The sequence below is a fragment of the Pseudonocardia sp. TMWB2A genome (assembly GCF_017312135.1).
In genome coordinates this window covers 883,763-896,014 of record NZ_QKQY01000002.1, presented here as the reverse complement: position 1 = coordinate 896,014, position 12,252 = coordinate 883,763, and the positions used below count along the sequence as shown (strand labels likewise).

Genomic DNA, 12,252 nt, shown 5'->3' with positions numbered 1-12,252 from the left:
GTTGGCATCTGAGAACGACCACGCGACGGCGGCCCGGGACTCCTCCCGGGCCGCCGCCCGCGTGTCCCCGCCGCCCGTGGCCACCGCCGACGACACCACCGACACGGTCCGCCGCAGCGACCTGCCCGGCGGGGTCCGGCTCGTCACCGAGACGGTGCCGGGCGTCCGCTCGGTCGCGCTGGGCATCTGGATCGGGATCGGCTCGGTCGACGAGACGCCCGAGCAGGCGGGGGCCGCGCACTTCCTGGAACACCTGCTCTTCAAGGGCACCCGGCGGCGCACCGCGGCGGGCATCGCCGAGGAGATGGACGCCGTCGGCGGTGAGCTGAACGCGTTCACCGCCAAGGAGCACACCTGCTACTACGCCCACGTCCTCGACACCGACGTGGCGCTGGCGGTGGACGTGCTGGCCGACGTCGTCACCGACGCCGAGCTGGCGCACACCGACGTCGAGCTGGAACGGGGCGTCGTGCTCGAGGAGATCTCGATGCGCGACGACGACCCGGAGGACCTGCTCGGCGACCTGTTCGACGAGACCCTGTTCGGCGACCACCCGCTCGGGCGCCCGGTGATCGGCTCCGAGGACTCGATCCGGGCGATGAGCCGCGACACCCTGCACAGCTTCTGGCGCGGGGAGTACACGGCGCCGCGGATGGTCGTGGCTGCGGCCGGGAACCTGGAGCACGACCACGTCGCGGAGCTCGTCGCCGCCGCGCTGGACCGGGCGACGCAGGGACACCGCGGCGCCCGCCCGGTGCCGCCGCGGACGGCGACCGGGGCCCGCCCCGTGCGCACCGGCGCCCTCGGCCTGCTCGACGACGACTCCGAGCAGGCCCACATGATGCTCGGCGTGCCCACCGCGGGCCGCGCCGGACGCGGCCTGCCGGTGCTGGCGGTGCTGAACTCCGCCCTCGGCGGGGGACTGTCGTCGCGGCTGTTCCAGCAGGTCCGCGAGCAGCGCGGGCTGGCCTACCAGGTCTACTCCTCGACCGTCCGCTACGCCGACGCCGGCGCGCTGTCGGTGTACGCCGGGTGCGCCCCGGAGCGGCTGGGCGAGGTCGTCGCCGTGGTGCGGGACGTGCTCGCCGAGGTCGCGGCCGACGGCCTGACCGAGGCCGAGGTCGTCCGCGCCCGGGGCGCCCTGCGCGGGGGACTGGTGCTGGGCTGCGAGGACACCGCGTCGCGGATGAACCGGCTCGGCCGCGCCGAGCTGGACCACGGGCGGCAGCGGTCGCTGGCCGACAGCCTGGCCCGCATCGACGCGGTCACCCCGGGCGAGGTCGCGGCGCTGGCGGCGGACCTGCTGGCCCAGCCGCTGACGGCGGCGGTCGTGGGGCCCTACGCGGAGCTCGACGACCTGCCGGCCGCGCTGCGCGACCTGGCCTGAGGCGAGACGCTCCGGGCCCCGGGGCGCACCGGCCTCGGGCCGTCGAGACGGACGGAGCCCCGGACCCGTACGGGTCCGGGGCTCCGCGCCTGTCCGGGGGCGGCCGGTCAGGAACCGTTCTGCCAGCCGAGGGTCTCGGGCAGCGGCGGGAACGCGAACAGCGCCGAACCCCAGTTCGCGAGACCGGGCTTGGTCGCCCAGATCGACGGGCCGGAGTAGACCGGCAGCACGCCGTAGGTGGCGAGCGCCTTCTTCTCCGCGGCGGCGGCCGCGGCGTACTGCTCGTCGGCGGTGGGCAGGGTGTTGACCTTGCGCAGCTCGGCGTCGAGCTCCGGGGTGCCGGTACCGGAGCTGTTCAGCGTCGAGTCCGAGCAGTACTGCTGGCAGATGTAGGCCACGCCGTACGGGTCGGTGGACTTGAACCCCAGGAAGACCATGTCGAACTCCTTGTTCGCCAGGACCTTGGAGAAGTCGGTCGACGGGACGACCCGGACCTGCAGATCGACGCCGATGTTCTTCAGCATCGCCACCATGGCTCCGGAGGAGGCCCGCTTGGTCGGGGTGTCACCGGTCTGCACGTAGGTGAACGTCAGCTTCTGCCCGTCCTTGGTGCGGACACCGTCCGGACCGGCGACCCAGCCCGCAGCCTCGAGCCCCTGCTTCGCGGCCTCGGGGTCGAACGTCACGGCGCTCGCGAGGTTGTCCTGATAGCCCTTCTGGTAGGGCTGCAGGGTCAGGGAGCCGCCGAGGTCCTCGGTGTAGTCCAGGCCCTGGAAGGCGATCTTGGCGAGCTGCGCGCGGTCGATGGTGTCGAACACGGCCTTGCGGACCGCCGGGTCCTTGAGGATCGGCGTGGTGCTGTTGAGCATCAGCAGGTAGTTCGCGGGGGTTCCGGAGATGCGGATGTCGGCGTCCGGCACGGAGCGGGCCTGGGCGAGGAAGTCGGCCGACTCGGCCTCGGTCGCGTCGAGCTGGCCGTTGCGGAACGCGTTGATCTTCGCCTGCTGCTCCATCTGGACCAGCGTGATGCGGTCCAGCTTGCCCTTCTTGCCCCACCACTTCGGGTTGCGCTCGAAGGTGAGGGTGGAGTTCTGCTTGTCGTAGTTCGCCACGGTGTACGGGCCGGCACCCCACTCGGCGTGCGGGTTGTTCAGGTACCCCTGGTTGAACGCCTGCGGGGTGGCGGCCTTCGGGTGCACGAGGTTGTTGAACAGGCTCGGCCACCACGGGTTCGGGCCGGTGAACGCGACGACGGCCTGCCTGTCGTCGGCGCCGCGGGTGACCGAGGCGATCCGGTCGTAGCCGTCGGTGGCGCTCGGGATGAACGCGGTGTCCTTCCCGTTGTTCGCCTTCCAGGTGGCCTCGAACGCGCGCCAGTCGATCGGCGTGCCGTCGTTGAACACGGCCTTCGGGTTGATCGTGTACGTGACGGTGGTCTTCCCGGCGTTGTCGACCGGCTCGGCCTTCGTCACGTAATCCGGGTTGATCACCGGATCACCGGTGGGGGTGAAGGTGATGACCATCGGGTTGTAGAACCCCCAGGCGAGCCGGGTGTCCGTGGTCGAGTCGCCCTGGAAGACGTTGAACTGCGGGTTCAGGTCCGAACGGAACGGCAGGGTCACCTGCCCGCCGTCCTTGACGTTCTCGTACGGCTGGGCGTTGTACGACGGCGTCGTGGACAGCGACTCGCCGGTCTGCGCGGGCCCGCCGGAGCCACCCCCGCCACAGCCCGCCAGCACCAGGGCCAGCGCCGCGACGGCGGCGGTCATCGCCCCGCGTCGGATCGGTCTGCGCATGTCTCTCCTTCGTTCGGTTCCCCGGTGTCGGGGTGGGAGGTGGTTCAACGGAAGTGGCAGGCGTTGCGGTGGTCGGAGTCGGCGTCGCTGGCCCCGTCCTTCACCGTCAGCGCGGGGGTCTCACCGGCGCAGCGGGACCGCTCGTGCTCGGACAGCGTCCGGGCCAGCGGGCAGCGGCCCAGGAACGCGCAGCCCGGCGCGTCGTCGGTCGGGCTGGGCAGGTCCCCGGAGAGCACCACCCGCTGCCGGGTGCGCTCCACCTGCGGGTCCGGCACCGGGATCGCCGACAGCAGCGCCTGCGTGTAGGGGTGCTGCGGGTTGCCGAACACGTCGGCGACCGCGCCGGACTCCACGATCCGGCCCAGGTACATGACCGCGACCCGGTCCGCGACGTGCCGCACCACCGACAGGTCGTGCGCGACGAACAGGTAGCTCAGCCCCAGCTCGCGCTGCAACGCGGTGAGCAGGTTCAGCACCCCCGCCTGCACCGAGACGTCGAGGGCGGACACCGGCTCGTCGAGCACCAGCAGCGACGGCTTCGTCGCCAGCGCGCGGGCGATCCCGATGCGCTGGCGCTGCCCGCCGGAGAACGCCGCCGGAAACCGTTCCACGTGCTCCGGGTCCAGACCGACCAGCGCCATGAGCTCGTCGACCCGGGTGGCGACCCGGCCCCGGTCGGTCCAGCCGGCCGCCCGCAGCGGCTCGGTGAGGATGTCCCCGACCGTCATGCGCGGGTCGAGCGCCCCCATCGGGTCCTGGAAGACGATCTGGATCTCCCGGCGCAGCGCCGCGACGTCGGCGCGGCCGCGCAGCATCGCGACGTCGATGCCCACGACCTCGATCGTCCCGCCCTCCGGCGGGAGCAGGTTCATGATCTCCAGCAGCGTCGTCGTCTTGCCGCAGCCGGACTCGCCGACCAGGCCGAGGGTCTCGCCGCGGCGGATGTCGAGGTCGACGTCGGCGACGGCGTGCACCGTCCCGACCCGGCGCCGCACCAGGGACCCCTTCATCAGCGGGAACGTCCTGCGCAGGTGGCTCACCGACAGCACCGCGGGACGGTCCTCGCGGTCGCCGGCACGGTCGTCGCCGAGGGGCAGGTCGGGGACGGCGAACACCGGCTCGCCACCGATCGCGCCGTCGACGATCTCGCCGGTCCGCACGCAGGCGGCGGCGTGGCCGTCGCGGCCCGGGACCGGCACCAGCGGGGGCTCCGCGGTGCGACAGGCGTCGACGGCGACCGGGCAGCGCGGCGCGAACGGGCAGCCCGGCGGCAGGTCGGTCGGTGCGGGCGGGTTGCCGGGCACCGGGACCAGCGGGCGTCGCTCGACGCTGTCGACGCGGGGGACCGCGCCCAGCAGGCCGATCGTGTACGGCATCCGCGGTGCGGCGAACAGCTCGTCCACCGGTGCGGTCTCGACCGGGCGCCCGGCGTACATGACGAGCACGTCGTCGGCGACCCCGGCGACCACACCCAGATCGTGGGTGATCATGACGACGGCCGCGCCGGTCTCGTCGCGCGCCACCTTCAGCACGTCGAGGATCTGCGCCTGCACGGTGACGTCCAGGGCGGTCGTCGGCTCGTCGGCGATGATCACGGTCGGGTCGTTCGCGATCGCCATCGCGATCATGACGCGCTGGCGCATGCCGCCGGAGAACTCGTGCGGGAAGGCGCGCACGCGTCGCCGGGGGTCGGGGATGCCGACCAGGTCGAGCAGCTCGACCGCACGCTCGCGGGCCTTCGCCCGGCCGATGTCGCGGTGGATCTGCATCGCCTCGACGAGCTGGTCGCCGACGGTGAAGATCGGGGTGAGCGAGGAGAGCGGGTCCTGGAAGATCATCCCGATGTCGTCGCCGCGGATCCCGGACATCGCCTCGTCGGAGAGCCCGACCAGCTCGCGGCCGGACAGGGTGATCGAGCCCGTCACCGACGCCGTCTCGGGCAGCAGCCCCATCACGGCCAGCGAGGTCACCGACTTGCCGGACCCGGACTCGCCGACGATGCCGAGCGTGCGCCCGGGCAGCAGGTCGAAGCCGACACCGCGGACGGCCTCCACCCGGCCGGCCTCGGAGGGGAACGCGACGGTCAGGTCGCGCACGGACAGCACGGGGGTGCTCATGCCCTGCCTCCCGCACGGGACGTCGGGTCGAGGGCGTCGCGCAGGCCGTCGCCGACGAACGCGAGCGACGCCGTCAGCAGCACCAGCAGCACCGACGGCACGATGAAGATCCACGGCGCGGTCGCCATCGAGGAGCCGCCGTCGGCGAGCATGGTGCCCAGCGAGACGTCGGGGATCTGCACGCCGAACCCGATGAACGACAGCGCCGTCTCGCTCTGCACGGTGCCCGCCACGTTCAGGGTGAAGGTGACGATGAGCAGCGAGCCGATGTTCGGGATGAGGTGGCGGAACACGATCCCCGGCCCGGACACGCCCATGAAGCGGGCGGCCGAGACGTACTCGCGCTCGCGCAGCGTCGTCGCGACCGTCCAGACCACGCGGGCGGTGGTCATCCAGCCCAGCAGGGTCAGCGCGACGATCAGGATCCGGTAGTCGCCCGACCCCCACTGCGAGGCCAGCGCCAGGATCAGGAACGACGGCACCACCATCAGGAAGTGGACGACGGTGAGCAGGGCGCGCTCGCCGCGCCGCGCCCACGTCCGCCCGCCGCCCAGGTAGGCCGCGCCCGCCCCGACCACCGCGGCGATCAGGGTGGTCAGCAGCGAGACCGTGACGGCGATGGTCAGCGAGCGCTGCAGGCCGTGCACGGCCTGGGCGTAGACGTCGTTGCCGCCGGCGGTGGTGCCCAGGGGATGGTCCAGCGACGGCGCCGCGGTCAGCGCCGCGAAGTCGACGTCGGTGTGGTCGTAGGGGGAGAGCAACCCACCGACCAGGGAGAACAGCACCAGCAGGCCGAAGACGACCAGGCCGGCCATCGCGGGCCGGTTGCGCCGGTACCGGCGCCAGACCAGTGCGGCGCGGGCGCCCCGGCGACGGCGGGGCGCGGTGGCCCCGGGGCCGCCGTCGGCGCCGTCGCCGACCGTGGGGGCGAGCTCGGGCATGTTCAGGCTCATGTCAGCCCACCCGCACCCTCGGGTCGAGGGCGACGACCGCGACGTCGGCGAGCATGGCGCCGACCGCCGTCGTCACCGCGCCGAACGCCGCCGTGGCGACGACGCCGTGGATGTCGTTGGTCGAGATGGTGCGGATGAAGTAGTCGCCCATGCCCTGCCAGGCGAAGGTCTTCTCGGTGATCACCGCGCCGGTGAACAGCGCCGGGATCGCGAACGCCACCTGGGTGGCGACCGGGATCATCGAGCTGCGCAGCCCGTGGCGGCGGATGGCCTGCCTGCGGGTCAGCCCCTTGGCCCGGGCGGTCCGCACGTAGTCGGAGTTGACCACGTCGAGCAGCATCGAGCGCTGCAGCAGGTGGTAGCCCGCGTAGGAGATGACCAGCAGCGAGATCGTCGGCAGCACCAGGTGCTGGGCCCGGTCGAGGAGCAGCGGCCAGAACCCGGTGACCCCGGGCGACTCGGACCCCGCGACGTAGAACAGCGTCCCGCCGACACCCTGGTTGATCGCGATGGCGACGAACACGACCGCCAGTGCCGCGACCGCCGACGGGATGTTCAGGGTGAACACCGAGGTCAGCTGGGCGGCGCGGTCACCGAGCCGGTACTGGCGCTGGGCCGAGTAGACCCCGAGCGCCACCCCGATCACGATCGACAGCAGCAGCGAGAAGAACACCAGCTGCCCGGACACCACAACGCGGAACGCCACCTGCGCGTTCACCGGGTCACCGATCGGGCTGGTGCCCCAGTCCCACCGGGTCACGATCCCGGTGACCCAGATCCACCACCGCTCCAGGACCGGGACGTTCGAGTCCAGGTTGTACTGGCCCAGCGAACGGGCGATCTCCGCGTCGGTGCGCGGCGGCCGCAGCTGCAGGTAGTTGACCCGGGGGTCGAGGAACGAGTTCGCGAGGAAGTAGACCAGGTTGGTCGCGACGACGATCATCGCGAGCCACCCGGCGCCCCTGCGCAGGAGGTACCGGAGCACGCTGCTCTTCTCTGTTCGTCCGCGGTGCGGTGGTGGTGACCGGCACGCGCGGGTGGTGGGACGACCGCAGGTGAGCGGGTGTCACTGTTTCGGGTGACATCGAGGCTGGCACGCCAGTACCAGAAATCGGTAGACCCGGCTCACAGCGTTTACCCATTCGTGATGATGACACCCGGCCGTCATCGCGGGTTCGTCCGCTCGGCGCGTGTGACCTGCTGGCAGGCTGGGTGTCATGACCGCCCTCGCCGTCGTCGCCGGCCTGATGATGCTCGTCGGCCTGGCCGGGATCGTGCTGCCGGTGCTGCCCGGGCCGCTGCTGATCGTCGGCGGGGTGGCGGTCTGGGCGGTCCCGCGCGGCGACGCGGTCGGCTGGTGGGTGCTCGGCATCGCGGTGCTCGTCACCGTCGCCGGTCAGGTCGCGAAGTACCTGCTCCCGGGACGCCGGCTCAAGGCCGCCGGGGTCCCGACGCGCACCCTGTTCGCGGGGCTCGTGCTGGGGGTCGTCGGGTTCTTCGTCGTGCCCGTCGTCGGGCTGTTCCTCGGGTTCGTGCTCGGGGTGTGGCTGGCCGAGCTGGCCCGCCTGCCCGACGCCGCCACCGCCTGGCGCTCGGCACGCGAGGCGCTCACTGCTGTCGGCTGGAGCATCCTCATCGAGCTCGCGGCCGGGCTGGTGACGGTCGCGGTGTGGATCGGCGGCCTGGTCGTCGGCTGAGCCCCGGCCGGCGGTGCCCCGTGATCACGGATCGGGAACCCTCCGCGTCGCCGTGCGACCGGTCCGGTGCCGGATCCGTGATCACGGCGGGCCGCTGCATAGACTCCCCGGCGGTCCACGACGTCGAGGTGCGCGAGGTGTACGGGTGAGCGGGACGATCAAGGTGGCGGTCCTCGGGGCGAAGGGCCGGATGGGCTCCGAGGTGTGCCGGGCGGTCGAGGCCGCCGGGGACACCGAGCTGGTCGCCGCGCTGGACGCGGGCGACGACCTGTCCGCCCTCGACGGCGCCGACGTCGCCGTGGACTTCACCCACCCCGGCGCCGCGATCACCAACATCCGCGAGTGCCTGGCGCGCGGGGTCGCACCCGTCGTCGGGACCAGCGGCTTCGACGCCGCCCGGTTCGACGAGGTCCGCGCGATCCTCGACGAGCGCGGCTCCGGCAGCGTGCTCGTCGTCCCGAACTTCGGGGTCGGCGCCGTGCTGATGATGCACTTCGCGGCGCAGGCCGCCCGCTTCTTCGACTCCGCCGAGGTCGTCGAGCTGCACCACGCCGGCAAGGTCGACGCGCCGTCCGGCACCGCCGCGCGGACCGCGTCGGTGATCGGCGCGGCACGACGCGAGGCCGGGCTCGGCGAGGTCCCCGACGCCACCACCGACGACCCGCACGGCGCCCGCGGCGCGGTCGTCGAGGGTGTCCACGTGCACGCGGTCCGGATGCCCGGGCTGATCGCGCACCAGGAGGTCATCCTCGGCACCGACGGCGAGGTGCTCACGCTGCGCCACGACTCGATGAACCGGACCAGCTTCATGCCGGGCGTGCTGCTCGCGGTGCGCGCCGTGCGCGACCGCCCGGGCCTGACGATCGGCCTGGAGCCGCTGCTCGGGCTCGGCTGAGCCTCAGTCGACCAGGTGCAGGTCCAGCGTCCCGGCGTGGCGGACCTCGCGCAGCGTCGACGTGCCGGTGTCCAGCGTGCGCACCGCGCCGTCGGGCGCCCAGCCGGCGCGGCTGTAGAAGTTCCGTGAGGCGGTGTCGGCCTCGGCCACCCAGGTGCGCCCGGAGTCCGAGCCGGACTCCCGCAGCGCGGCCGCGGCGGCGGCGAGCAGCCGTCCGCCGTGCCCGCGCCTGCCCCAGCGCGGCTCCACGAGCAGCGTGCTGACCTCGGCGATCGCCATGCCGTCGGCCCCGGCGTAGCGGGCGGCGGCGGCGAACCCGACGGTCTCGTCCCCCTCGACGGCGACGAACAGGTGGAAGCCGTCCCCGGCGTGCACGGCGTCGCTCCAGTGCGAGCGCGCGGCGTCCGAGGTGAGCCCGGCGAACGCCTCCTCGGGCAGCAGCCCGGCGTAGGCGGTGCGCCAGGTGCGGTCCTGGATCGCCATGATCGCGCCGACGTCGTCGTCGGTGGCGGGGCGGACGGTCGCGGTGGCCATGGGTCATGCCTACCGTGCGACCCCGCGGGCCGCGTCACCGCCCGGGTCCACAGCGGCCGCACAGGTCGTTGCGATCCGCGCCCCATCCCCGGTCCCTAGCGTCGTCGTCGGTTCCGCACGACAGTTCCCGACGACGACGCACCGGAGGACCCGCCATGCCCCGCTACCAGGGCCGTGACCTGCCCCGCCCCGACGACGAGGTCGTCGACCAGGGCCTCGGGTTCGACCTCGGCACCCTGCTGAGCAGGCGCCGCATGCTGGCCGTGCTCGGCGTCGGCGCCGTCACCGCCGGGCTCGCGGCCTGCGGTACCGCGGCCCCGTCGGCGACGACCGCGACCACGACCGGCGAGATCCCGGACGAGACGGCGGGCCCGTACCCCGGCGACGGCTCCAACGGTGCGAACGTGCTCACCGACTCCGGGGTGGTGCGCAGCGACATCCGGTCGAGCTTCGGCACCGGCTCGGCGACCGCGGCCGGGGTGCCGATGACCCTCGAGCTGACGATCACCGACATGGCCGCCGCGGGCATGGCGGGTGCCGCGGTCTACGTCTGGCACTGCGATCGCGACGGCCGGTACTCCCTGTACTCCGAGGGGCTGGAGGACGAGAACTACCTGCGAGGGGTCCAGGTCGCCGGCAGCGACGGGAAGGTGCGCTTCACCAGCATCTTCCCGGCCTGCTACAAGGGGCGCTGGCCGCACATCCACTTCGAGGTCTACCCCTCCGAGGCCGACATCACCGACGCCGCCAACGCGGTCGCCACCTCGCAGGTCGCCCTGCCGCAGGCCGACTGCGACACCGTCTACGCCACCACGGGATACGATCAGTCGGTGTCCAACCTGGCCGAGCTGAGCCTGGCGTCCGACAACGTCTTCGGCGACGACGGCGCCGCCCTCCAGCTCGCGACCGTCACCGGCGACCCGGCCACGGGCTACACGGTCGCACTGACCGCCGCCGTCGACCCCACCACCGAGCCGGCCGCGGGAGCCGCCCCGGGCGGTGGCGGGCCGGGTGCCGGCGGCCCGCCGCCCGGCAGCTGACCGGCCGGATGTCACCCGGCGCGGTGCCGCGGGTCCGGTGCCGCCCGGTGTGGTGCGGCCCGGCCACCGGTCCGGGCGGTACCGGATCCTGTCGGTGTCCCGTGGCAGCATCCCGGCCGTGCGCACGATCTCAGCCGACGTCGCCCGTCGGACGTTCCTCGCGGCCCAGGGCTTCACCGACCCGCGGCCGTCCGGGCCGGTCACCCGTCGACATCTCGGACGGGTCCTGGACCGGGTGAAGCTGCTGCAGCTCGACTCGGTCAACATCGCGGTGCGCGCGCACTACATGCCGCTGTTCAGTAGGCTCGGTGCCTATCCCGCCGCCCTCCTCGACGACGCCGCCTGGTCGCCCGACGCGCGCCGCCCGCGGCTGCTGGTGGAGACCTGGGCGCACGAGGCGAGCCTCGTCCCGGTCACCGACCGGCCGCTGCTGTCCCACGAGACGCTGCCGCGGCGGTGGTGGAAGCACTACGGGCCGCTGCTGGAGAAGCACCCGCAGCTGGCCGGGGACATCCTCGACGTCGTCGCGGAGGCGGGGCCGATGGGCGCCGGGGCGATCGAGAAGGCGCTGGCCCCGGCCGGCCGGGCCGGTGAGGTGCGCCCGCGCCCGCCCGGCGCGACCTGGTGGGAGCGCTCGGAGGTCAAGCGGGTCTGCGAGTACCTGTTCGCGACGGGGGAGCTGTCGGTCGGCACCCGCGTGCACTTCGAACGCCGCTACGACCTGCCCTCGCGGGTCCTGCCGCCGGAGATCCTGGCGCTGCCCGAGCCGGACCCGGCGGACGCCGCGCGCGAGCTCGTGGCCAGGTCCGCGTCCGCGCTGGGGATCGGCACCGAGACCGACCTGCGCGACTACTACCGGCTCGGCCCGGAACGCACCCGCACCGCGATCGCCGAGCTGGTCGACGCGGGTGCCCTGGAGCCGGTGAGCGTGCGCGGCTGGGACCGGCCCGCCTACCGGGACCCGGCGGCCCGGGTGCCGCGCGCGGTGACCGGGCGGGCGCTGCTGTGCCCGTTCGACCCGCTGGTGTGGGAGCGGGACCGGACCGAGCGGATCTTCGGGTTCCGCTACCGCATCGAGATCTACGTGCCGGAGCCGAAGCGGGAGTACGGCTACTACGTCTTCCCGTTCCTGCTCGACGGCGAGCTCGTCGGCCGGGTCGACCTCAAGGCCGACCGGGCGGCCGGGGTGCTGCGGGTGCCCGGCGCGTTCGCCGAGCCCGGGGCGGGCGCCCCGCGCCCGCGGATCGCGGCCGAGCTGGCCGGGGAGCTCGCGACGATGGCGGGCTGGCTCGGGCTCGACGGCGTCGCCGTGGGGGAGCGGGGCGACCTGGCCGCCGAGCTCCGGGCCGAGGTCGTCGCCGGCTGAGCGCTCAGGCGGGGTCGAGGCGGAACACGGCGATCGTGTCCAGGTGCTCGGCGACCTGCTCCTCGGTGGCGTCGGCCGGCACCGGGAACGCCGACAGCGCCCACGGCACGTCGAGCGCCCGGAGATAGCCGACGACGGCGGCCGCGGCCTCGGCGCGCCCGGGCTCGACCGCGCGGTGCGGCTCGTCACCCGTGGCGGAGCGGATCGCGCACTCCGGCGTCGCCCGCAGGTTGCGCACCCAGTCCCGCCCACCGGTGGGGGAGACCAGGTAGCTGGCGCCACCGTGCCCGACGACGCCGATCGGGGTGTCGCGCGGCTCCCCGCTGCGCCGCCCGCGGGTACGCAGCACGCGCAGGGCGTAGCCGCCGTCGGGGACGGGGGTGGCGGGCATCTGCAGCACCCGGGCGGTCATGGAGGCGTTCGTCGCGGCGATCTCGGTGCGGTCCACGGCACCGAGCCTACGCCGG

General features: G+C 73.6%; 11 protein-coding genes. 5 read left to right on the top strand and 6 right to left on the bottom strand.

Annotated elements, in window-relative coordinates; translation table 11 throughout:
* Positions 1–76 precede the first annotated feature (76 nt).
* Positions 77–1,387 (top strand): M16 family metallopeptidase, encoded by a 1,311-nt coding sequence (locus DMP17_RS18600; protein ID WP_226356683.1) that lies wholly within the window; start codon positions 77–79, stop codon positions 1,385–1,387.
* A 107-nt stretch (positions 1,388–1,494) separates the two neighbouring features.
* On the opposite strand, the gene DMP17_RS18595 is transcribed toward DMP17_RS18600, so the two are convergent.
* From DMP17_RS18595 to DMP17_RS18580, 4 genes are read right to left on the bottom strand one after another with little or no spacing between them, the layout of a single operon-like run.
* Complete coding sequence (locus tag DMP17_RS18595; protein WP_226365935.1) at positions 1,495–3,183, bottom strand: ABC transporter family substrate-binding protein; 1,689 nt, start codon at positions 3,181–3,183, stop codon at positions 1,495–1,497.
* A 44-nt stretch (positions 3,184–3,227) separates the two neighbouring features.
* Positions 3,228–5,300: an ABC transporter ATP-binding protein gene (locus DMP17_RS18590; RefSeq protein ID WP_337830189.1), complete on the bottom strand. Its 2,073-nt coding sequence runs from the start codon at positions 5,298–5,300 to the stop codon at positions 3,228–3,230.
* Complete coding sequence (locus tag DMP17_RS18585; protein WP_337830188.1) at positions 5,297–6,253, bottom strand: ABC transporter permease; 957 nt, start codon at positions 6,251–6,253, stop codon at positions 5,297–5,299. Before DMP17_RS18585 ends, DMP17_RS18590 begins: the two co-directional genes overlap by 4 nt.
* A 1-nt stretch (position 6,254) precedes the next feature.
* Entirely contained in the window at positions 6,255–7,238 is a 984-nt protein-coding gene (locus DMP17_RS18580) for an ABC transporter permease (RefSeq protein ID WP_062401151.1), read from the bottom strand.
* A 232-nt stretch (positions 7,239–7,470) separates the two neighbouring features.
* On the opposite strand from DMP17_RS18580, the gene DMP17_RS18575 reads away from it, so the two are divergent.
* Both DMP17_RS18575 and dapB read left to right on the top strand, forming a co-directional pair.
* A complete protein-coding gene (locus DMP17_RS18575; RefSeq protein WP_020627871.1) occupies positions 7,471–7,950 on the top strand; it encodes a DUF456 domain-containing protein in 480 nt (159 codons plus the stop codon).
* 145 nt (positions 7,951–8,095) lie between these two features.
* Positions 8,096–8,845: a 4-hydroxy-tetrahydrodipicolinate reductase gene (dapB, locus tag DMP17_RS18570; protein WP_337830187.1), complete on the top strand. Its 750-nt coding sequence runs from the start codon at positions 8,096–8,098 to the stop codon at positions 8,843–8,845.
* A gap of 3 nt (positions 8,846–8,848) precedes the next feature.
* On the opposite strand, the gene DMP17_RS18565 is transcribed toward dapB, so the two are convergent.
* On the bottom strand, positions 8,849–9,379 hold the full coding sequence (locus tag DMP17_RS18565) for a GNAT family N-acetyltransferase (RefSeq protein WP_226355819.1): 531 nt from the start codon (positions 9,377–9,379) through the stop codon (positions 8,849–8,851).
* A 155-nt stretch (positions 9,380–9,534) separates the two neighbouring features.
* Between DMP17_RS18565 and DMP17_RS18560 the strand changes: the two genes are divergently transcribed.
* Together DMP17_RS18560 and DMP17_RS18555 are read left to right on the top strand one after the other, a co-directional pair.
* Positions 9,535–10,419, top strand: a complete 885-nt coding sequence (locus DMP17_RS18560; protein WP_337830186.1) for a dioxygenase family protein — start codon at positions 9,535–9,537, stop codon at positions 10,417–10,419.
* 118 nt (positions 10,420–10,537) lie between these two features.
* Positions 10,538–11,785, top strand: coding sequence for a winged helix-turn-helix domain-containing protein (locus DMP17_RS18555; protein WP_337830185.1), 1,248 nt, complete (start codon positions 10,538–10,540; stop codon positions 11,783–11,785).
* Positions 11,786–11,789: 4 nt separating this feature from the next.
* Here the strand turns inward: DMP17_RS18555 and DMP17_RS18550 are convergent, their stop codons facing one another.
* On the bottom strand, positions 11,790–12,233 hold the full coding sequence (locus DMP17_RS18550) for a nitroreductase family deazaflavin-dependent oxidoreductase (protein WP_337830184.1): 444 nt from the start codon (positions 12,231–12,233) through the stop codon (positions 11,790–11,792).
* Positions 12,234–12,252: the final 19 nt, after the last annotated feature.

What these genes read in the sequence shown, in the direction of transcription:
- DMP17_RS18560 (WP_337830186.1), top strand. Translation starts at nt 9,535, where the DNA reads ATGCCCCGCTACCAGGGCCGTGACCTGCCCCGCCCCGACGACGAGGTC.
- DMP17_RS18595 (WP_226365935.1), bottom strand. Translation starts at nt 3,183, where the DNA reads ATGCGCAGACCGATCCGACGCGGGGCGATGACCGCCGCCGTCGCGGCG.
- DMP17_RS18575 (WP_020627871.1), top strand. Translation starts at nt 7,471, where the DNA reads ATGACCGCCCTCGCCGTCGTCGCCGGCCTGATGATGCTCGTCGGCCTG.
- DMP17_RS18585 (WP_337830188.1), bottom strand. Translation starts at nt 6,253, where the DNA reads ATGAGCCTGAACATGCCCGAGCTCGCCCCCACGGTCGGCGACGGCGCC.
- DMP17_RS18590 (WP_337830189.1), bottom strand. Translation starts at nt 5,300, where the DNA reads ATGAGCACCCCCGTGCTGTCCGTGCGCGACCTGACCGTCGCGTTCCCC.
- DMP17_RS18565 (WP_226355819.1), bottom strand. Translation starts at nt 9,379, where the DNA reads ATGGCCACCGCGACCGTCCGCCCCGCCACCGACGACGACGTCGGCGCG.